The sequence below is a fragment of the Pseudomonas sp. R-28-1W-6 genome, assembly GCF_009799925.1.
Classification (GTDB): Bacteria; Pseudomonadota; Gammaproteobacteria; order Pseudomonadales; family Pseudomonadaceae; genus Aquipseudomonas.
In genome coordinates, this window is the sequence record NZ_WELK01000019.1 from 1 (window position 1) to 21,259 (window position 21,259).

Here is a 21,259-nt window from a genome sequence, read left to right on the forward strand (position 1 = left end):
CGCCGGAAGAGGTGCGCATTATAGGCCCGCAGATTTCGCCGTCAACGCCTTTCTGCCAATCATTTCCGAATTCAACCAAATGGCCAGATCAGGCCTGCATTATCCAGCCTTCAACCCCCATTGCCGCCTGGCGCAGCGCTTCGGATCGGGTGGGATGCGGATGGCAGATCAGCGCAATGTCTTCAGATGAGGCGGCGAACTCCATGGCGACGCAGTATTCGCCAATCATCTCACTAACACTGGGCCCAACCATGTGCACACCGAGAATCTCATCACTGTGCTCATCGGCCAGGACCTTAACGAAACCCTCGGTTTCATGATTAATCTTTGCCCGGCTATTGGCAGTAAAGGGGAACCTGCCGACCTTATAGGAGCGCCCCTCAGCCTTGAGCTGCTCTTCGGTCATGCCGACACAGGCTACTTCCGGGCGGGTATAGATGACATTGGGAATGACCCCGTAGTTGACCTCGGCCGCCTTGCCCGCGATCTGTTCGATGCAGGCAATCGCCTCATCCTCGGCTTTATGCGCGAGCATGAGCCCGGAGGTCACATCACCTATCACCCAGACGCCAGGAGCGCTGCTGCGATGACGCTGATTCTCGAGCATGCCGCGCTTGTCGGTCTGGATACCCACACTCTCCAAACCTAGCCCCTGGGTATAGGGGCGACGCCCAATAGCGACCAGCACATAATCCGCCTGCAGCAGCTGCGCCGCGCCTCCGCAGGCAGGCTCGATACTCAACTCAACACCCGCCTCCTTGACGACCGCAGCAGTCACCTTCGAGCCGAGCTTGAAACTCATCCCCTGTTTGGCCAGTGAGCGCTGTAGGGTCTTGCCAGCTTCTTCATCCAGCCCCGGGCAAATCCGATCAAGAAATTCAACGACAGTGACCTGGCTCCCTAGACGCCGCCACACCGAACCGAGCTCCAGGCCAATAACTCCGGCGCCGATGACCACCAGGTGTTTGGGCACCTCGGGAAGTGACAAGGCACCGGTCGAGTCCAGGATGCGCTGGTTATCGATAGCCATTCCTGGCAGCGGCCGTCGGTTCGGAGCCGGTGGCGATAACAATGTGTTTGGCCTGCAACTCGGCCTCACTACCGTCCGCCGCCGTGACCCGCACGCGCCCTGCACCATCGAGCCGTCCCCAGCCCTTGATCCAGTCGACCTTGTTCTTGCGAAAGAGGAACTCGACGCCCTTGGTCAGGGCCGCCACGCTCTCATCTTTCTGCTTCATCATTTGCGCCAGGTTGAGCTGTGGCTTGACCTCGATGCCCAGGCTGGCAAACTCGCCGCCCAGCGCTGACTCGTAGAGCTCGGAAGCGTGCAGCAATGCCTTCGATGGCATGCAGCCGACATTCAGGCAGGTACCGCCCAAGGTCTCTCGACCCTCGACACAGGCGACCTTCAATCCCAACTGGCCCGCCCTGATCGCGGCGTTGTAGCCTCCCGGCCCACCACCGATCACCACCACGTCATACACGCTCATGAGACGCTCCGACCGATTCAAGGCTGTTCATGCGCGACCTGCATGCCAGCCCGGCGTGGACGGCGCAGCGCATGGAAGACAAAGAAAGCAGATAGCGCAAACAGTACATGCAGAAGAACCATAGGCCAGGCCGTTCCATCCTGCATCGCACTCAACAACAGACCGCTGCAGGTCGCCCCCAGCATCTGGGCAAACCCCATCAGCCCAGCAGCCAAGCCTGCGCGATGGGCATTGGGCATCACCGCGCCAGCTACTGCGGCAGGCAGAACCATCCCCCCGCCAAACGTCACCAGCACTTGCGGCAGTGACAAACCAAGGACGGACAGTCCCAGCAACTTATATATAGCTAGCGTGGCGACAGCGCCGACCGCGACAAAACCAACCCCGATGGCTACCAGCCGCTCGGGCCCGACCTGCAGAATCATCCGGCGCGTCAGCAATGCCCCACCAATCAGCCCGGAAACGATAAAACCAAAGGTCAGGCCATATTCGGCGGACGACAACCCGAGCAGACCAATGTAGACATTCGAAGAGCCTGCGATCACGGCGAACATGGCACCGTAGGTAAATAGCAGAGCCAGCGCCAACACCCGGCAGGAGCGCCCCTTGAGCAAATCGAGATAGTTGCCCAGCAAACCACGCAACTGACCGGCCTGAGGGTCGAGCGCCTGATTGCTCTCCTTATAAATAGTCAGCACCGCCAGCAAAGCGCCCAGCCCCACCAGCAGCGCCGCAAGCACCGGCAACTGCCAGCCGCCCCGACTTGCCAGAAAACCACCCAACATAGGGGAAACCACAATGGCGCAGAGCATGCCGATCACCGTCAGCGCCAATGCCGGAGCAGCCTGCGCCTGCCAGACATCGCGCACGATCGCACGCGCCAGTACCAGCGCCGCGCAAGCCCCCAAACCTTGCAGCAAGCGCGCCGCGATAAAGGTCTCCATGCTGCTGGCCAACAGCATTCCTGTGGTGGCCAACAGATAGAGCGATAACCCACCCAGCAAAACCGGCCGGCGCCCGATCCGGTCGGATAACGGCCCCAGGATCAATTGGCCGACACCAAAGGCCCCCACAAAGACTGCGAGTGCCAGGACACCCGCCCCCGGACTGGCCAGCAGATCCCTTTCCAAGATCCCCAGGCTGGGAATGATCAACTGAGTCGATATCTCACCCAGAGCCGTCAAGACCACTAACAGGATCAGCAAAACTCGCGAAGGAAGCGGATGAGTCGGCATGGCGGCACTCCTGAGAAATAGCCCGCAACCGCCTTCTGCTGAAATCCGGTTGCCATTTTGAATTTCAACCATAATATAAAAATAGAATTACATCCATCATTCATCTGACAAACACCCGACGAGCCCCACCATGCCCGACTCATCTCGCACTGAAAAACTGAACCAATGGATAGCTGCAGGAGAGGCCGCCCGGGCCCGCCTGGCAGCTCCAGGCACCCTCAGCCTTTCTGAAGTCAGCGCCCTGCAGCCAGAGGAGTTCTTTGCGCAGATCGGCAGCGGTGAACTGCCCTGCCCGCCGTTTGGCCACCTGGTGGACTTCGTGCCACTGGAGTGGTCAAGCGGCTACTTCGTCTTCCAGGGCACTCCGGATACGCGCCACTATAATCCGCTGGGCAGTGTGCATGGCGGCTATGCGGCAACCCTGCTCGACTCCTGCATGGGTTGCGCCATCCACACCCTGCTCCAGCCAGGCCAGGGTTACACCACGACGGATTTGCGCGTCAGTTTTGTTCGCGCCCTGCGGGGCGACATCGGCCCCGTCCGCGCCGAGGGACGCATCGTGCACTTGGGGCGCTCGACAGGCCTGGCCGAAGGACGCATCTACGATGTCGATGATCGCCTGTACGCAGTCGGCTCCACGACCTGCCTGATACTCGGCATGCGCAAATAGCCGGCGCCTCGCCTAGCCAGTCTGAGCAAGCGGACTGGTTGGTGTGCCTAGGCTCGCGAACTCGATGGGAAGCAGATCGAATCGGTCACTTTGAATTTCACCATCATCTATTTATTGAGTTAGATTATAAATATAATCTTAACCATCCAGGGTTCACCCAGAACCACGGAGCAGCCCCTCCAGAGCCAAGGAGCATTGTCATGTCGTCCATCGTTATCGCAGGTTTTGCCCGCTCGCCTTTCCACTTCGCCAAGAAAGGCGGACTGATCAATATCCGTCCCGACGACCTGGCAGCTCAGGTTCTCCGTGGCCTGATCGGTAAACTCGACCTGGATCCCGCACACATTGAAGACGTGATCATGGGTTGTGCTTACCCCGAAGCCGAACAGGGCATGAACATCGCCCGCATCGCCAGCTTCCGTGCTGGCTTTCCAGAAACCCTGGGCGGCGCCACGGTCAACCGCTTCTGCGGCTCGTCGATGACTGCTGTGCACTTCGCCGCCGGCCAAATCATGCTGGGCGCCGGCGAGGCCTTTATCTGCGCCGGGGTCGAATCAATGACCCGCGTGCCCATGGGTGGTTTCAACATCTCACCCAACCCGACACTGATGGGCAGCTTCCCGCAGGTCTACATGGCCATGGGACACACGGCCGAAGAAGTGGCCAAGCGCTTTGCCGTCAGCCGGAGCGAGCAGGAAGCAATGGCCGTCGAATCCCACGCGAAGGCCGCCAACGCCCGTGCGCTGGGTCTGCTGGCCGACGAGATCGTTACCATCGACACAGCCGACGGACAGGTCAGCGAAGATGGCTGTATCCGTCCCGGAACCAACCTCGAAGCCCTGGCCGGCCTCAAGCCGGCCTTCGGCGGCAGTGTCACCGCCGCCACCTCATCGCCACTGACCGATGGCAGCGCTGCCGTTCTGGTCTGCACCGAAGCCTTCGCTCGCCAGCACAAGCTGGACATCCTGGCGCGGATCAAGGCTGTGGCTGTGGGCGGCTGCGCACCCGAGATCATGGGCATGGGCCCGGTAGCGGCGACGCGCAAGGTATTGCAGCGCGCCGGCCTGAGCATCGCCGACATCGACCTCGTGGAGATCAACGAGGCTTTCGCCAGCCAGTCGATTGCCTGCATACGCGAACTCGGCCTGGACATGGCCAAGGTCAATCTGGATGGCGGCGCCCTCGCCCTTGGTCATCCCCTGGGCGCCACCGGAGCACGGATCACCGGCAAGGCCGCCGCCCTGCTCAAGCGCACCGGCGGCCGCTATGCCATTGCCACCCAATGCATCGCCGGGGGCCAAGGCGTAGCCACCCTGCTCGAAGCCGTCAACAACTGAGTTTCACTCGGGGAAGCGCGCGCCGCGCCGCTTCCCCGACCGTCGAGCATGTCGGCTCACATCAGCCAGGCAGCAACAAAAAAGGTAAGATGACAGACAGCATCCTAAGAAGCTAAAGAGACAAGGCCCACCATGCGCTACTCACAGGAACACAAAGCCCAAACCCATCAGCGCATCATCGACGAAGCCGCCCGCCTGTTCCGGCGCGATGGCGTCGGCGCAACCGGTCTACAGCCCTTGATGAAGACCCTGGGGCTGACCCACGGCGGCTTCTACGCCCATTTCAAATCCAAGGATGAACTGGTTGAAACCGCCCTGCAGCATGCCGTGGAACAGCTGCGCAGCAACACCCAGGAGGACATGGCCAGCGATCAGCCGCTGAGTACCTTCATTGCGCGCTACCTCTCCAGCGCACACCGCGCCGATCCTGGCGCCGGCTGTCCGCTGCCGACCATCTGCGCCGAACTGGGGCAACGCGGCCAACCCAGCAGCACCACCGACCAACTCATCCTGGATCGCCTGGCCATGCTCGAGTCCAAGCTCGACGGCGAGGATGCCGCCGAGCAAAGTGTGCTGATGTTTTCTGCCATGGTGGGGGCCTTGCTGCTGTCACGCAGCGTCAGTGACCCACAGCTGTCCGATCGCCTGCTGAAAACCACCCGCAAGTTGCTTATCGAGCAGACCGAAGCCCAAGCAGAAGCCTGAAGCAGACACACATGGAAAAGCCCTTCCCGCTAACGGAAAGGGCTTTTCACTTTTCCCCAAGCTTATTTGTAGCGGGCCGCCGCACTGTTGCGCGACAGGTTAGGCCCGAGCTTGGCGCGCGCGCCGACAAATGCCTGCCAGTCAGAGGCATCCGGCAATGAAGGAATGGTCACCAGCTCGCCCTGATCGAAACCGGCCAGCGCAGCATCGACCATCTCGCCAACCTCCATGATCATCTCTGCCGGCAGAGCCGCTTCAGCGATACCCGAGCGCTCCCAGATCTCCGTGCGCGTCACACCCGGCAGCACCGCCTGAACCTGTACCCCCAGCTTGCCAACCTCACTGTGCAGCGTCTGAGTCAAGCTCAGCACATAGGCCTTTGACGCGCTGTAGATAGCGTTGAACATTTCCGGCGCCAGCGCCACCACCGAGGCGATATTGATGATGCCACCCCGCCCGGCCGCACTGAAACTACCCGCCGCGGCCGCAGCCAGGCGGGTCAGCGCCACCACGTTGAGCTGGATCAGATCATCGGCGCGGTCCAGATCGGCCTCGGCAAGGCTACCGTTCAGTGCCACCCCGGCATTGTTGACCAGCAGACTGATACGGGCGTCACTGCGCAGGCGGTGCTCTACTAAACGCATGTCATCCTTACGCGTGAGATCAGCCTTGAGCACTTCCACAGCCACGCCATATTCCTGAGCCAGACGCCCGGCCATGGCCTCAAGGCGCTGCAGATCACGCGCCACCAACAACAGGTCATAGCCCCGCCGCGCCAGGCGCTCGGCATAGGTGGCGCCGATCCCCGACGAAGCACCAGTAACCAGTGCCAGCCCCTTTGCGTGTTGCTTGTTCATAACCGTTCTCCTGCTCGCAACCTGATGGATATGCGGCCCGAACTGCAGCTCGCCGAGGGTTGATTTCAATCACAAACCAATTATATGTCAGTCGTAATTTATAAAAAAGAACCGCTGGTCGAGGAATCCACACACAGGGATTAAATCTATGGCTTTGCGCTGTAACGACGCGGGCATGTGTGTAATGAAGCCTAGCCCACAGCCGGGTAGATCGAGAGCCACCAGCGGGGAGTCGGCATTTATGAGAGAGAAAATTCAGAGAAGCAAAAGCTCTGTACTTGAGCCACAACACCTACAAAAGCGCTCAAGTCGAATCCAGAAAACAAAAAAGCCCAGTCATTTCTGACCAGGCTTTGATGTTGGGATTATTTGGTCGGGACGGAGTGATTCGAACACTCGACCCCTTGCACCCCATGCAAGTGCGCTACCGGGCTGCGCTACGCCCCGACTTTTACAGCTACTCCCGAATTTCGAGAGCGGATGGATCTTACATTAAGCTTTTGAATTCTGGAAGCTTTTTCTTCAGCAGGTTACTTACGCAGTACCTGCAGAACATCTTCCAGCTCGACGATCATCTGCCGAATCATCTGTTTGTACTGGGTCGTATCATCCTTGGCCTCATCACCCGACAGACGCTGACGCGCCCCACCGATGGTGAAACCCTGGTCATACAACAAGGCACGGATCTGCCGAATCATCAGCACATCCTGGCGCTGGTAATAACGGCGATTACCGCGACGCTTCACCGGATTGAGCTGAGGAAACTCCTGCTCCCAGTAACGCAGTACATGCGGCTTTACCGCACACAGATCACTTACCTCACCAATGGTGAAGTAGCGTTTGCCAGGGATGGGCGGCAGCTCGTCGTTATGACTTGGTTCCAGCATATGCCTCAACTCTGGCCTTCAGCTTCTGGCCTGGACGAAAGGTGACAACACGGCGAGCCGTGATTGGGATTTCTTCGCCTGTTTTCGGATTACGACCCGGGCGCTGGCGCTTGTCGCGCAGGTCAAAGTTGCCGAAACCGGACAGTTTGACCTGCTCGTTATCCTCCAGCGCGTGGCGGATCTCTTCAAAAAACAGTTCGACCAGTTCCTTGGCTTCCCGTTTATTCAGGCCAAGCTCTTCATACAGACGTTCCGCCATCTCAGCTTTCGTCAGAGCCCCCATACGCTACTTCCTTAACGTGGCGTTGAACCTTTCTTCCAGCGAGGTGAGGATATTTTGCGTTGTGGTATTCACCTCATCGTCATTAAGAGTGCGCGATGGATGCTGCCAGGTCAAGCCGACGGCCAGGCTTTTTCTATGCGGATCAATACCTTTACCGTGATACACGTCAAACAGCCTGAGATCTGTCAGCCACTCGCCTGCCGCCTCACGGATGCACGCCAGCACCGACTCGGCCGGTAGCTCACGATCGGCCAGCAAAGCTAGGTCACGGCGCACCTCGGGGAAGCGCGACAGTTCACTGAACTTCGGCATACGTCCCTGGGCAACTTCGGCCAGTACCAGCTCGAACAGATAGACCGGCTGATCGATGCCCAAGGTCTTGGCCAGCTCCGGATGTAACGCACCGATAAAGCCAACCAGGCGCCCGTCACGCTCGATGCGCGCGGTCTGCCCCGGATGCAGTGCAGCATGCTCGCCAGAAGCGAAGCTGAACTCCAGCGTCGAACCTGCCGAACCCAGCAGCGCCTCGACATCGGCCTTCAGGTCATAGAAGTCGACATCGTCTCGACCATGCGCCCAACCTTCCGGCAAGCGGCTGCCGGTAAGCACACCGGCCAGCATGGCCTCCTGTTTCAGCCCTTCGAGCTGACCGACGAAGCGCAGACCGCTTTCGAACAGGCGCACGCGCGATTGCTGACGATTGAGGTTGTGTTGCAGCGCCTTGACCAGCCCCGGCCACAGCGAAGAGCGCATCGCAGCCATATCGGCGGAGATCGGATTGGCCAATTGCAGCGGTTCGACACCCGGATTGAACAGGGCGAACAGCTTGGGATCGATGAAGCTGTAGGTGATCGCCTCCTGATAACCACGCGCCACCAGCAGACGACGTAGGGTTGCCAGCTCGGCGCGCGCTTCGCTCTTGGCCTGCGGCGCCAGGCGTGCTTGCGGGTAGCGCACCGGCAGACGGTTGTAGCCATACAGGCGACCCAGCTCTTCGATCAGGTCCACTTCCAGGCTGATATCGAAGCGATGGCTCGGCACTCCGACCTGCCAGACGCCTGCGCCTTGCGCAGACACGCTCAGCCCCAGGGCCGTGAGCAGACGCTCGACTTCTGCGGCGTCCATCTGCATGCCTAGCATCTGCTCGATGCGCTCGGCGCGCAGGGTGATTGGTGCGACCTGCGGCAGATCGGCCTGGCTCACAACCTCAATGACCGGGCCGGCTTCGCCGCCGACGATCTCCAGCAGCAACGCGGTGGCGCGCTCGATGGCCTGACGGGCCAGTTGCGAATCCACGCCACGCTCGAAACGGTGCGAGGAGTCGGTGTGCAGGCCATAGGAACGGGCCTTTCCTGCCAGGGCGATGGTGTCGAAGAACGCGCTTTCGAGGAACAGATCGCGGGTCTTGCTGCTCACACCACTGTGCTCGCCGCCCATTACGCCGGCGATAGCCAGGGCACGTTGGTGGTCGGCGATCACCAGGGTGTCGCCACGCAGGCTGACTTCCTGGCCATCCAGCAGGACCAGCTTCTCGCCCTCTTCCGCCAAGCGCACGCGGATGCCGCCATTGATCTCGGCAAGATCGAAGGCGTGCATGGGCTGGCCGAACTCGAGCATCACGTAGTTGGTGATATCCACTGCCGCATCGATGCTGCGGATATCGGAACGGCGCAGGCGCTCTACCATCCACAGCGGGGTTGGCTTGGACAGGTCGACATTGCGGATGACCCGCCCCAGGTAGCGCGGGCAAGCCTTGGGCGCCAGCACTTCGACCGAACGCACTTCGTCATGTACCGGAGCGACCGGGGCAATCGCCAGCGGAGAAACCTGAGCGGCGTAGATGGCACCGACTTCGCGGGCCAGGCCGGCCAGGGATAGGCAGTCGCCACGATTGGGGGTCAGGCCCAGCTCGATGCTGGCGTCGTCGAGACCGAGATAATCGCGGATATTGCCGCCCACCGGCGCATCGGCCGCCAGCTCCATCAGGCCGCTGTTGTCGTCGCTGATCTGCAGTTCGGAGGCCGAGCAGAGCATGCCGTTGGACTCGACGCCGCGCAGCTTGGCCTTCTTGATCTTGAAGTCGCCCGGCAGTTCGGCGCCGATCATGGCGAACGGAATCTTGATGCCCGGGCGCGCATTCGGCGCGCCGCAGACCACCTGGAAGCTCTCGCTGCCAGTGCTGACCTGGCACACCCGCAGCTTGTCGGCATCCGGATGCTGCTCGGTACTGAGGATCTCGCCGATCACGATGCCGCTGAACTCGCCGGCAGCCGGGGTAACGCTGTCTACTTCGAGGCCGACCATGGACAGGCGGGCCACCAGTTCGTCGCGCGAAACCGGCGGATTGACCCAGCTGCGCAGCCACTGTTCACTGAATTTCATACTGTCTGTTCTCCTGAACGCATTCGATACGGGTCATGTGGCCTAGCGGAATTGCGCCAGGAACCGCAGGTCGTTATCGAAGAACAGGCGCAAGTCATTGACGCCGTAACGCAGCATGGCCAGGCGCTCGACACCCATGCCGAAGGCGAAGCCCTGGTATTTTTCCGGATCGATGCCGGACATGCGCAGCACGTTCGGATGCACCATGCCGCAACCCATGACTTCCAGCCAGCCGGTCTGCTTGCACACGCGGCAACCGTTGCCGCTGCACATCACGCACTGCATGTCGACTTCGGCCGAAGGCTCGGTGAAGGGGAAAAAGGACGGACGGAAACGCACGCCCAGGGGCTTCTCGAAGAACACCCGGAGGAATTCCTCGATGGTGCCCTTGAGGTCGGCGAAGCTGATGCCCTCGTCGATCAGCAGGCCTTCGACCTGATGGAACATCGGCGAGTGGGTGATATCGGAGTCGCAGCGATAGACGCGGCCGGGGCAGACGATGCGGATCGGCGGCTGCTGCGACTCCATGGTACGTACCTGCACCGGCGAGGTGTGGGTGCGCAGCAGCATGTTCGCGTTGAAATAGAAGGTGTCATGCATCGCCCGCGCCGGATGGTGGCCGGGGATATTGAGCGCCTCGAAGTTGTGGTAGTCGTCTTCGACTTCCGGACCCTCGGCCACGTTGTAGCCGATATGGGTGAAGAACTGTTCGACACGCTCCAGCGTGCGGGTCACCGGGTGCAGACCACCGGAGGCCTGACCGCGGCCCGGCAGGGTCACGTCGATTTTTTCGGCGGCGAGCTTGGCGCTCAGCGCAGCCTGCTCGAGGGAGTCCTTGCGGGTATTCAGGGCTTCCTGCACGCGCTCCTTGGCGACGTTGATCAGGGCACCGACTTTCGGACGCTCTTCGGCCGGCAGATCGCCCAGGGTCTTCATCACCTGGGTCAGCTCGCCTTTCTTGCCGAGATAGTGGACCCGGAGCTGCTCCAGGGCGTTGACGTCTTCGGTGTGTTGCACGGCCTCAAGCGCTTGCGAGACCAATGCATCCAGGTTTTCCATGTACGGACTCCAGATACAAAATAGGGGAAGAGCTTGAAGGCTCTTCCCCTATTGGTGACGTTGGCACCGGGCGAGCCCGGTGATTGTCGGGGACTTAAGCCAGAACGGCCTTAGCTTTCTCGACAATCGCAGCAAACGCCGCTTTTTCGTTCACTGCCAGATCGGCCAGAACCTTGCGGTCGATCTCGATGGACGCTTTTTTCAGACCGGCGATGAAACGGCTGTAGGATAGACCGTTAACACGAGCACCAGCGTTGATACGAGCGATCCACAGAGCGCGGAACTGACGCTTCCGCTGACGGCGGTCACGGTAGGCGTATTGGCCTGCCTTGATCACAGCCTGCTTGGCAACACGGAACACGCGCGAACGAGCGCCGTAGTAGCCTTTAGCGAGTTTCAGGATTTTTTTGTGACGAGCACGAGCGATAACGCCACGCTTAACACGAGCCATGAGTAATTTCCTCTATCTTGACCGATTAACGAACGCGCAGCATGCGCGCCACTTTTGCAACGTCAGACGGATGCACCATGGTGCTACCGCGCAGGTGACGCTTACGCTTAGTGGACATCTTGGTCAGGATGTGACTCTTGAAAGCGTGCTTGTGCTTGAAGCCAGTAGCGGTTTTGAGAAAACGCTTGGCTGCACCACTTTTGGTTTTCATCTTTGGCATGTTCGGATACTCCGCATTCAGTTGATAAACATAACCGCAAGGCCTGCCGTGCCCTGGTGGTTACTTCTTCTTTTTGGGGGCGATGACCATGATCAGCTGGCGTCCTTCCATCTTTGGATGCTGCTCAACGGCGCCGTATTCAAGCAGGTCATTTTCAACCCGCTTCAACAGCTCCATGCCCAGCTCCTGGTGGGCCATCTCTCGACCGCGGAATCGAAGCGATACCTTGGCCTTATCCCCATCACTAAGGAAACGTACCAGGTTGCGTAGTTTTACCTGGTAATCCCCTTCTTCCGTCCCTGGACGAAACTTGATTTCTTTAACCTGAATCTGCTTCTGGTTTTTCTTCGCCGCGGCAATCTGCTTCTTCTTCTCGAAGATCGACTTGCCGTAGTCCATCACTCGGCAAACCGGCGGAACCGCGTCGGCAGAAATTTCGACCAGATCGAGCTTGGCCTCGTCAGCCACTCGCAACGCTTCATCAATCGAGACGATGCCAATCTGCTCGCCATCAGCACCAATTAACCGAACCTCGCGGGCCGAGATATTCTCGTTGATCGGTGCTTTAGGTGCAGCTCGTTTATCTTGTCTCATTTCACGCTTAATAATGATTACTCCGAATCTTGGCGACCACGCCGGGAAACCGCTTGCTTGAGCTGATCGGCGAACTGCTCGAGGGGCATGGAGCCCAAGTCGACGCCTTCGCGGGTACGCACAGCAACGGATCGTGTCTCAACCTCCCGGTCTCCAATAACCAGGAGATAGGGAACCTTGAGCAAAGTATGCTCGCGGATTTTAAAGCCGATCTTCTCGTTTCTCAAGTCGGACTTGGCACGAAATCCGCTTTGATTGAGCGTTTTTTCGACTTCGAGGGCAAAATCGGCCTGCTTGTCGGTGATATTCATCACCACGGCCTGGGTCGGCGCCAGCCAGACCGGGAAGGCACCGGCATAGTGCTCGATCAGCATGCCGATGAAGCGCTCGAAGGAACCGAGGATGGCGCGGTGCAGCATCACCGGGCGCTTACGGTTGTTATCTTCGGCGATATAGCTGGCATCCAGACGCTCTGGCAGGTTCGGATCGTACTGCAGGGTACCGCACTGCCAGTTACGGCCAAGGCAATCCTTCAGGGTGAATTCAATCTTCGGACCGTAGAAAGCCCCCTCGCCCGGCTGGTATTCCCACTCCAGACCCGACTCGTTCAGCGCATCGGCCAGGGCAGTTTCGGCGCGATCCCACAGCTCGTCGGATCCCACGCGTTTGACCGGGCGAGTCGACAGCTTCATGGAAATATCGGAGAAGCCGAAGTCGGTGTACACCTGCAGGGTCAGCTTGATGAAGTCGGCTGCCTCCTTCTTCACCTGATCTTCGGTGCAGAAGATGTGGGCGTCGTCCTGGGTAAAGCCACGCACACGCATGATGCCGTGCAGCGCACCGGACGGCTCGTTGCGGTGGCAAGCGCCGAACTCGGCCAGGCGCAGCGGCAGGTCGCGGTAGGACTTCAGGCCCTGATTGAAGATCTGCACATGGCACGGGCAGTTCATCGGCTTCACCGCATAGTCGCGGTTTTCCGAGTTGGTGGTGAACATGTTCTCGGCGTAGTTGGACCAGTGGCCCGAACGCTCCCAGAGAATGCGATCGACCACCTGCGGGGTGCGCACCTCGACGTAGCCGTGCTCGCGCTGCACCTGGCGCATGTACTGTTCCAGCACCTGATAGACGGTCCAGCCGCTCGGGTGCCAGAACACCATGCCCGGCGCCTCTTCCTGCAGGTGGAACAGGTCCAGCTGCTTGCCGATGCGGCGGTGGTCGCGCTTCTCGGCTTCCTCGATGCGCTGGATGTAGGCCGCCAGCTGCTTCTTGTCCGCCCAGGCGGTGCCGTAGATGCGCTGCAGCTGCTCGTTCTTCGAGTCGCCGCGCCAGTAGGCGCCGGAGATCTTGGTCAGCTTGAAGGATTTCAGGAAGCGCGTGTTCGGCACGTGCGGGCCACGGCACATGTCGACGTATTCTTCGTGGAAGTACAGGCCCATGGCCTGCTCGTCCGGCATGTCCTCGATCAGACGCAGCTTGTATTCCTCGCCACGGGCCTGGAACAGCTCGATGACTTCGGCGCGCGGGGTCATCTTCTTGATGACGTCGTAGTCCTTGTCGATCAGCTCGGCCATGCGCTTCTCGATCGCCGCCATGTCTTCCGGCGTGAAAGGCCGACCGATGGCGATGTCGTAATAGAAGCCTTCTTCGATGACCGGCCCGATCACCATCTTGGCGTCCGGGTACAGCTGCTTGACCGCATGGCCAACCAGGTGTGCGCAGGAGTGGCGGATGATTTCCAGCCCCTCTTCGTCTTTAGGCGTGATGATTTGCAGGGATACATCGCTGTCGATCACATCACAGGCATCGACCTGCTTGCCATTGACCTTGCCGGCCAGGGTGGCCTTGGCCAGGCCGGCACCAATGGACTGGGCGACCTCAAGCACGGACACGGGATGATCGAACGAACGCTGACTGCCGTCGGGAAGAGTAATGATGGGCATGGCGCCTCCTCTCCTAGTGGTGACCCCTACCAAAGGTCACGTGGGTTGGGATGAGCCAGGAAGCGATCCGGCGGTATACCTGCCTAACAGTGGCAGGAGCCTTGCGAGCAAACCAGAGCGGACCAGAGTCACTGGAAGTAAAAGGCGGATGCTTTCAGAAAGCCGGAGCCCTGACAAGCAACCAATAAAAAAGGGGCGTATCAACGACCCCTTTCTAATCTCGGCAGGCACAACTGGATTCGAATCAGCATGCCGGCATGCCAAGGTGAGCACTGCAAGCACTCACCCTATTGATAGGGGAAATAAAATTGAAATTCCCGTATCGGCATAGCCGCACTCTAGCATAAAAGAATCAATCACTTAGCGTTGTCTCTGCATATTGATCCTGCCCAGCCCACTGCACCGCCCCCCTCATCGAGCAGTCACCGGGCTGATACAGAGGTCTCTAGTCGAGCGACTCCACCCCCATCTCGTCCCACACCTCCTCGGCCAGGTGGAAGGTGGCGTTGGCCGCCGGAATGCCGCAGTAGATCGCGCTCTGCATCAGCACTTCCTTGATCTCGTCGCGGGTCACGCCGTTGTTCTTCGCCGCCTTGAAGTGCAGGCGCAGCTCGCCTTCGCGGTTCATGCCGATCAGCATGGCGATGGTGATCAGGCTGCGGGTGTGGCGCGGCAGGCCGGGGCGAGTCCAGATATCGCCCCAGGCATGCCGGGTGATCATTTCCTGGAACTCTTCATTGAACGGCGTCAGGTGCTGCAGGCTGCGGTCGACATGGGCGTCGCCGAGTACCGCGCGGCGCACCTGCATGCCGGCTTCGTAGCGTTGTTTCTCGTCCATCTTCGGCTCCAGGGTGCGGCAAGGCGCACCCGGTTGTTCAGGCGGTAAGGAAGTCCAGCACGCGGCGGGTGAACAACTCGCCGGCCTCGACGTTGGACAGGTGCGCGGCATGGAACTCGACCAGCTCGGCGCCACGGATATGTTCCTGCATGAAACGGCCATGTTCCGGGGTGGTCACCGCATCGGCCGTGCCGCAGACGATCAGGGTCGGCGCGACAATGCCGGCGACCTGCTCGCGGAAGTCGGCATCGCGCACCGCCGCGCAGTTGGCGGCGTAGCCCTGCGGCGAGGTGGCGGCCAGCATGCCGACCACCGGCTCGACCAGAGCGGGTTGAGCTTGGGCGAACTCGGGGGTGAACCAGCGCGCAATCGAGGCATCGCGCAGCGCCAGCATGGCGGCCTGGCCGTCGCGCAGCACGGTTTCGATGCGCGGGTTCCACACCTCCGGGCTGCCGATCTTCGCTGCGGTGTTGCACAGCACCAGGCGCTGAATGCGGGCCGGCGCGTTGATCGCCAGCCACTGGCCGATCAGCCCGCCCATGGACAGGCCACAGAAGGCGGCACGTTCGATATGCAGGGCGTCCAGCAGGGCCAGCACGTCGCGGCCGTTCTGCTCGATGCTATAGGGGCCCTCGGCCACCAGCGACTGGCCATGGCCACGGGTGTCATAGCGCAACACGCGGAAGTGCTCGGCGAAGGCCGGGATCTGCGCATCCCACATATGCAGGTCAGTGCCCAGGGAGTTGGACAGCACCAGCACCGGTGCATCCACGGGGCCATCGAGGCGGTAGTTGAGTTCGCCATCGGCGAGTTGTACGGCAGACATAACAGCTCCTAATTCGAAAGATTCCGGTGTTCGGCCACGGCGCGCTCGACCCAGCGCCGGGCCTGGCCCAGGTACAGGGCCGGATCGAGCAGGCGATCCAGTTCGGTGGCGGACAACTGCGCGCTGACCTCGGCATGGCTGCCTAACACCTGGCGCAAATGCACACCCTCGCGCACGGCCTGCTGGCAGCACTGTTCGAGCAGATGATGGGCGGCATCGCGGCCGATGCGCTGGGCCAGGGCGATGCTCACCGCCTCGGCCAGCACCAGGCCCTGGGTCAGATCGAGGTTGCTGCGCATGCGCGCGGCATCCACCTCCAGCCCCGGCACCAGCAGCAGCGCCTGCTGCAGCGCACCGGAAACCAGGCAGCACAGCTCCGGCAGGGTGTCCCACTCGGCGTGCCACAGGCCCAGGCTGCGCTCGTGCTCCTGGGGCATGGCGCTGAACATGGTCGCCACCAGACCGGGTGCACGGGTGGCGGCACCGATCAGCACGGCGGCGCCGACCGGGTTGCGCTTGTGCGGCATGGTCGAGGAACCGCCCTTGCCCGGCGCGGCCGCCTCGAACACTTCGCCGGCCTCGGTTTGCATCAGCAGGCTGAGGTCGCGGCCGAACTTGCCCAGGCTGCCGGCGATCAGGCCGAGCAGGCTGGCGAACTCCACCAGACGGTCGCGCTGGGTATGCCAGGGCTGCTCAGGCAGTTGCAGGTCGAGTTCACGTGCCAGGGCTTCGCTCACCGGCCAGGCCTGTTCGCCGAGGGCGGCCAGGCTGCCGGAGGCGCCACCAAACTGCAGCACCAGCAGGCGCGGCTTGAGCTCACTCAGACGCTGGCGATGACGGGTAATGGCGCCGAGCACGCCGGCCAGCTTCATGCCCAGGGTCACCGGGGTGGCATGTTGCAGCCAGGTGCGCCCGGCTAGCGGCGTGTCGGCGTGGCGCTCGGCCTGCTCGGCCAGGGCTGTGGCCAGTTGTGCCAGGTCCTGTTCGAGCAAAGCGATGGCAGCACGCAGCTGCAGGACTAGGCCGCTGTCCATGGCGTCCTGGCTGGTGGCGCCGAGGTGCACATAACGCTCGGCCTCGGCACTCTGCGCGGCGACCTGCTTGCCCAGTGCCTTGACCAGCGGAATGGCCGAGTTGCCGGCGGTAACGATGGCCTGGGCCAGCGCGGCGAAATCATAGCGCTCGGCCTGGCAGGCAGTGGCGATGGGCGCCACGGCCGCCTGCGGGATCAGCCCGCTGCTGGCCTCGGCGCGCGCCAGGGCGGCCTCGAAATCCAGCATGCCCTGCACCCGGCCGTGGTCGGAGAAGATCGCGCGCATGGCCGGCTGGGTGAAATAGGCGTCGAAGAGTTGGTTGCTCGGGCTGTTCAAGCCGCTGCTCCAGAATTCGGGATGGTGATTCGTTTTATAGCAGCTGGCCTTACGAGGCCAGCGATTGCACGCAACCTACAAGCATTTACAGGCGTAGCGAGCGCAGGTAGGTCGGGGGCGGCCAGCACGCAGCAACCGGCATGTACTTCTGTACATGAGGACTGCGAGCACTGCCCAACCCCGAGATGCCAAGCGCAATAGCCTGTCAGACGCGCTCGATGGCCAGCGCCAAGCCCTGCCCTACACCCACGCACATGGTCGCCAGACCGAGGCGGCCGCCGGATTTCTCCAGCTGATGCAACGCGGTCTGCACCAGGCGCGCGCCGCTGGCACCCAGCGGGTGGCCGAGGGCGATGGCGCCGCCATTCGGGTTGACCCTGTCGCTGTCGTCGGCCAGGCCGAGTTCGCGGGTCACGGCCAGGCCCTGGGCGGCGAAGGCTTCGTTGAGTTCGATGACGTCGAAGTCATGGATGCTGATCTTCAGCCGGTCGAGCAGCTTGCGCACCGCCGGCACCGGGCCGATGCCCATCACCCGCGGCGCCACGCCGGCGCTGGCCATGCCCAGCACCTTGGCACGGGCGGTCAGGCCGTATTTCTGCACCGCATCGCTGGAGGCCAGGATCAGCGCCACCGCGCCGTCGTTGACCCCCGAGGCATTGCCGGCGGTAACGGTTTTGCCCTCGCCATTGACCGGCTTGAGCTTGGCCAGCGCCTCGGCCGTGGTGTCCGGGCGCAGATGCTCGTCCGCCTCGATCAGCGTATCGCCCTTCTTGCCCTTGATCAGCACCGGGACGATTTCCTCGGCGAAGAAACCCTCGGCCTGGGCGCGCCCGGCACGCTGCTGGCTGCGCAGGGCGAAGGCGTCCTGGTCGGCGCGGCTGACCTGGTAATCGTCGGCCACGTTGTCGGCGGTCTGCGGCATGGCGTCCACGCCGTACTGCGCCTTCATCAGCGGGTTGATGAAACGCCAACCGATGGTGGTGTCCTCGATCTTCTGGTTGCGGCTCCAGGCACTGTCGGCCTTGCCCATCACATAGGGCGCACGCGACATTGACTCGACGCCGCCGGCCAGGGCCAGCTCCATCTCGCCACTGGCGATGGCGCGAAACGCGGTGCCCACTGCATCCATGCCCGAGGCACAGAGGCGGTTCAGGGTCACCCCCGGGATGCTCGAAGGCAGGCCGGCCAGCAGCAGGGCCATGCGCGCGACGTTGCGGTTGTCCTCGCCGGCCTGGTTGGCGCAGCCCATGAACACTTCGTCGATGGCCGCCGGATCGAGCTGCGGGTTGCGTTCGAGCAGGGCCTTGAGCGGGATGGCCGCCAGGTCGTCGGCGCGCACCGGCGCCAGACCGCCGCCGAAGCGGCCGATCGGCGTGCGGATGGCATCGCAGATGAAGACGTCGCGGCTCATTCCTCACCCCCGGCCTGGCCATGGGCCGCGGCGGTACGCGCTTCCAGGGCGCGCAGGGCCTCCAGCTCAAAGGCCTCGGGCGCCGCGGTCTCGGCCACCTGCGCGGCGAAACGGATCGGCCAGCCGGTGGCGGCGATGATCTGCTCGCGGCTCACGCCCGGATGGATCGAGGTGACCACGAATTCCTTGCTGCCGGCTTCCGGCTCCATGATGCACAGGTCGGTGATGATCGCCACCGGGCCGGCACCGGGCAGGCCCAGCTGCTGGCGGTGCTCGCCGCCTTCGCCATGGCCGACCGAGGTGATGAAGGCCAGCTTGTCGACGAAGGTACGGTGGCCCTGCTTGAGGATGATGAACACCTTCTTCGCCGAACCGGCGATCTCCGGCGCGCCGCCGGCACCCGGCAGGCGCACTTTCGGGTTGTGGTAGTCGCCGATCACCGTGGTGTTGATGTTGCCGAACTTGTCGACCTGGGCGGCGCCGAGGAAGCCGACGTCGATGCGCCCGCCCTGCAGCCAGTAGCGGAAGATCTCGCCGGTGGGCACCACGGTGTCGGCGGTCTCGGCCAGTTCGCCGTCGCCGATGGACAGCGGCAGCACGCTGGGCTTGGCGCCGATCGGGCCGGATTCGTAGATCAGGGTCACGTCCGGGGCGTGGGTCAGGCGCGCCAGGTTGGCCGCCTTGGACGGCAGGCCGATGCCGACGAAGGTCACATCGCTGTTGCCGAGGCGGCGCGAGGCGGCCACGGTCATCATTTCATTGGTGCTGTAGGCGCTCATCAGTTGGCCTCCGCGAGCTTGGCTTGGTAGGCGGCGAAATCGGCAGTGCCACGGATATAGGTGTCGATCCAGGCGGTGAAGCTGTCGCGGTCGCGGGCGATCGGGTCCCAGGCCTGGTAGAAGCGGTTGTCGCGCTCGTAGTAGCCGTGGGCGTAGGACGGATGCGCGCCGCCCGGCACCAGGCACACGGCGGTCAGCGCCCAGCCCGGCAGCACGCAGGCGTTCATCGGCGCATTGAGGTCGTCGACGATCTCCTCGACCGTGACGATGCAGCGCTTGGCGGCCAGGGCAGCTTCCTTCTGCACGCCGAGAATGCCCTGAATCAGCACATTGCCCTTGCGGTCGGCCTTCTGCGCGTGGATCACGGTGACGTCCGGGCGCACGCTGGGCACGGCGGCCAGCACTTCGCCGGTGAACGGGCAGGTAACGCTCTTGATCAGCGGATTGACCTTGGGCAGGTCGGAGCCGGCGTAGGCGCGCAGCACCGCGAACGGCAGGCCGGAGGCGCCGGCCACGTAGGAGTTGGCCAGGTCGGCATGGCTGTGTTCCTCGATCTCCAGGGCATGCGGCCAGCCCTTCTCCACCGCGTCGCGCAGGCGGTGCAGCGAGCCCACGCCGGGGTTGCCGCCCCAGGAGAAGATCAGCTTCTTGGCACAACCGGCGCCGATCAGCAGGTCATAGACCAGGTCCGGGGTCATGCGGATCAGGGTCAGATCCTTGCGCGCCTGGCGGATGATTTCATGGGCCGCGGCGGTCGGGATCAGGTGGGTGAAGCCTTCGAGGGCGATGCTGTCGCCGTCGTGGACGAAGCGCTGGATGGCTTCGCGCAGGGAGAGGATTTCAGCCATGGTGGTTCTCGTCTGGTTTTCCGTGGCGCAGGCACGCCGGGTAAACAGACGTTAGCGCCAGGCCGGCACCCAAACAATCCGATAATCGACTATAGGTGCGATTATCGAACACAGTCTTGACCCGCCCTCCCCACAGAAACGACAACGCCCCGCAACGACCGGGGCGCGGGTCAGCACAGCCTCAGTGAAACAGCCGCGTGCTCAGCTCCCGACTGGCCTCCAGCAGCACCGGCAGGTAGCGCGACTCCAGTTCCTGGCGCGACACCCGGCTGACATGGGTGCCGACGTTGAGGGCGGCCAGCACCTGGCCGGCGGAATCCTTCAGCGGCACGGCCACCGAGCGCAGGCCGACCTCCAGCTCCTGGTCGATGATCACCCAGCCCTGCTGGCGGATCTCCTCGATATTGGCGCGCAGGCCTTCGACCGTATGGATGGTGCGGCTGGTCTTCACCTGCAGGTCGGCGTGTTCGAGGTAATCGTCCAGGGCCTGGTCATTCAGGCCGGCGAGGAGGATGCGGCCCATGGAGGTGCAGTAGGCCGGCAGCCGGCTGCCGACGCTGAGGTCGACCGAAATCAGGCGCTGTGGCGTCGCCGAACGGGCGATATAGAGAATCTCGTCGCCCTCCAGGGTGGCCATGGAACAGGCCTCGTGCAGCTGCTCGCTGAGGCGGTCGAGGATCGGCTGGGCGGTGACCGCCAGCGGCGTCGACGACAGGTAGGCATGGCCGAGGGTGAGCACCTTGGGCAGCAGCGAGTAGGTGCGCCCGTCGGTGGTGGCGTAGCCCAGCTTCATCAGGGTGTGCAGGCAGCGGCGCACGGCCGCGCGGGGAATCTCGGTGCGGTGGCTGATCTGGGCGATGGTCAGGTGGCGCTTGCGCTCCTGGAAGGCATGGATCACCGCCAGGCCGCGGGCCAGCGAGGTCATGAAGTTGGGGTCGCCGGTCAGCGCCTCGATGCGCTTGGCCGGCGAGGCCACGATAGGCGGCGCCAGGGTCGCCAGCGGCAGGCGGGGTTCTTCACTCATTGTTATTGTCCTGTGCGTAGCTCCGAGGGGATGGTGTCGGAAGCTTTGCGCGA

General features: G+C 62.4%; 20 protein-coding genes, 1 tRNA gene and 1 pseudogene. 3 read left to right on the plus strand and 19 right to left on the minus strand.

Annotated elements, in window-relative coordinates:
* Positions 1-88: 88 nt before the first annotated feature.
* Positions 89-1,490: pseudogene (lpdA, locus tag F3I62_RS19855) on the minus strand (dihydrolipoyl dehydrogenase).
* Between the two features lie 17 nt (positions 1,491-1,507).
* Positions 1,508-2,725, minus strand: a complete 1,218-nt coding sequence (locus tag F3I62_RS19860; protein ID WP_160491374.1) for an MFS transporter — start codon at positions 2,723-2,725, stop codon at positions 1,508-1,510.
* Positions 2,726-2,855: 130 nt separating this feature from the next.
* Between F3I62_RS19860 and F3I62_RS19865 the strand changes: the two genes are divergently transcribed.
* The 3 genes from F3I62_RS19865 (at position 2,856) to F3I62_RS19875 (ending at position 5,437) form a co-directional block, all read left to right on the plus strand.
* Positions 2,856-3,395, plus strand: a complete 540-nt coding sequence (locus F3I62_RS19865; protein WP_160491375.1) for a PaaI family thioesterase — start codon at positions 2,856-2,858, stop codon at positions 3,393-3,395.
* A 200-nt stretch (positions 3,396-3,595) separates the two neighbouring features.
* Positions 3,596-4,732: a thiolase family protein gene (locus F3I62_RS19870; RefSeq protein ID WP_160491376.1), complete on the plus strand. Its 1,137-nt coding sequence runs from the start codon at positions 3,596-3,598 to the stop codon at positions 4,730-4,732.
* Positions 4,733-4,864: 132 nt separating this feature from the next.
* A complete protein-coding gene (locus F3I62_RS19875) occupies positions 4,865-5,437 on the plus strand; it encodes a TetR/AcrR family transcriptional regulator (RefSeq protein ID WP_160491377.1) in 573 nt (190 codons plus the stop codon).
* A gap of 62 nt (positions 5,438-5,499) precedes the next feature.
* Here the strand turns inward: F3I62_RS19875 and F3I62_RS19880 are convergent, their stop codons facing one another.
* From F3I62_RS19880 to F3I62_RS19960, 17 genes are all read right to left on the minus strand, one after another.
* Entirely contained in the window at positions 5,500-6,294 is a 795-nt protein-coding gene (locus tag F3I62_RS19880) for an SDR family oxidoreductase (RefSeq protein ID WP_160491378.1), read from the minus strand.
* Between the two features lie 370 nt (positions 6,295-6,664).
* Positions 6,665-6,741: transfer RNA gene (locus tag F3I62_RS19885), tRNA-Pro, on the minus strand.
* A gap of 83 nt (positions 6,742-6,824) precedes the next feature.
* Complete coding sequence (locus tag F3I62_RS19890; RefSeq protein ID WP_160491379.1) at positions 6,825-7,181, minus strand: MerR family transcriptional regulator; 357 nt, start codon at positions 7,179-7,181, stop codon at positions 6,825-6,827.
* Positions 7,162-7,464, minus strand: a complete 303-nt coding sequence (gene ihfA, locus F3I62_RS19895; RefSeq protein WP_002553164.1) for an integration host factor subunit alpha — start codon at positions 7,462-7,464, stop codon at positions 7,162-7,164. Before ihfA ends, F3I62_RS19890 begins: the two co-directional genes overlap by 20 nt.
* 3 nt (positions 7,465-7,467) lie before the next feature.
* On the minus strand, positions 7,468-9,846 hold the full coding sequence (gene pheT / locus F3I62_RS19900; protein ID WP_160491380.1) for a phenylalanine--tRNA ligase subunit beta: 2,379 nt from the start codon (positions 9,844-9,846) through the stop codon (positions 7,468-7,470).
* Positions 9,847-9,888: 42 nt separating this feature from the next.
* On the minus strand, positions 9,889-10,905 hold the full coding sequence (gene pheS / locus F3I62_RS19905) for a phenylalanine--tRNA ligase subunit alpha (protein ID WP_160491381.1): 1,017 nt from the start codon (positions 10,903-10,905) through the stop codon (positions 9,889-9,891).
* A gap of 94 nt (positions 10,906-10,999) precedes the next feature.
* Entirely contained in the window at positions 11,000-11,356 is a 357-nt protein-coding gene (rplT, locus tag F3I62_RS19910) for a 50S ribosomal protein L20 (protein ID WP_160080018.1), read from the minus strand.
* Between the two features lie 25 nt (positions 11,357-11,381).
* The gene (gene rpmI, locus F3I62_RS19915) at positions 11,382-11,576 is read right to left on the minus strand and encodes a 50S ribosomal protein L35 (RefSeq protein WP_042552869.1); all 195 of its coding nucleotides are present in this window, start codon (positions 11,574-11,576) and stop codon (positions 11,382-11,384) included.
* A gap of 60 nt (positions 11,577-11,636) precedes the next feature.
* On the minus strand, positions 11,637-12,188 hold the full coding sequence (infC, locus tag F3I62_RS19920) for a translation initiation factor IF-3 (RefSeq protein ID WP_178091857.1): 552 nt from the start codon (positions 12,186-12,188) through the stop codon (positions 11,637-11,639).
* Positions 12,188-14,110 (minus strand): threonine--tRNA ligase, encoded by a 1,923-nt coding sequence (gene thrS, locus F3I62_RS19925; protein WP_160491382.1) that lies wholly within the window; start codon positions 14,108-14,110, stop codon positions 12,188-12,190. The genes infC and thrS overlap by 1 nt, the downstream gene beginning before the upstream one ends.
* Before the next feature lie 445 nt (positions 14,111-14,555).
* Positions 14,556-14,948, minus strand: coding sequence for a 4-carboxymuconolactone decarboxylase (gene pcaC, locus F3I62_RS19930; RefSeq protein WP_160491383.1), 393 nt, complete (start codon positions 14,946-14,948; stop codon positions 14,556-14,558).
* Positions 14,949-14,985: 37 nt separating this feature from the next.
* The gene (gene pcaD, locus F3I62_RS19935; protein ID WP_160491384.1) at positions 14,986-15,774 is read right to left on the minus strand and encodes a 3-oxoadipate enol-lactonase; all 789 of its coding nucleotides are present in this window, start codon (positions 15,772-15,774) and stop codon (positions 14,986-14,988) included.
* Between the two features lie 8 nt (positions 15,775-15,782).
* Positions 15,783-17,144 carry a 3-carboxy-cis,cis-muconate cycloisomerase gene (locus F3I62_RS19940; RefSeq protein ID WP_160491385.1) on the minus strand — a complete coding sequence of 454 codons (1,362 nt, stop codon included), beginning with the start codon at positions 17,142-17,144 and terminating at the stop codon, positions 15,783-15,785.
* Between the two features lie 205 nt (positions 17,145-17,349).
* Entirely contained in the window at positions 17,350-18,555 is a 1,206-nt protein-coding gene (gene pcaF, locus F3I62_RS19945; protein ID WP_160491386.1) for a 3-oxoadipyl-CoA thiolase, read from the minus strand.
* Positions 18,552-19,334, minus strand: a complete 783-nt coding sequence (locus F3I62_RS19950) for a CoA-transferase subunit beta (protein WP_160491387.1) — start codon at positions 19,332-19,334, stop codon at positions 18,552-18,554. The genes pcaF and F3I62_RS19950 overlap by 4 nt, the downstream gene beginning before the upstream one ends.
* Positions 19,334-20,182 carry a CoA transferase subunit A gene (locus F3I62_RS19955; protein ID WP_160491388.1) on the minus strand — a complete coding sequence of 283 codons (849 nt, stop codon included), beginning with the start codon at positions 20,180-20,182 and terminating at the stop codon, positions 19,334-19,336. The genes F3I62_RS19950 and F3I62_RS19955 overlap by 1 nt, the downstream gene beginning before the upstream one ends.
* 181 nt (positions 20,183-20,363) lie before the next feature.
* Complete coding sequence (locus F3I62_RS19960) at positions 20,364-21,206, minus strand: IclR family transcriptional regulator (protein WP_160491389.1); 843 nt, start codon at positions 21,204-21,206, stop codon at positions 20,364-20,366.
* Between the last annotated feature and the right edge of the window lie 53 nt (positions 21,207-21,259).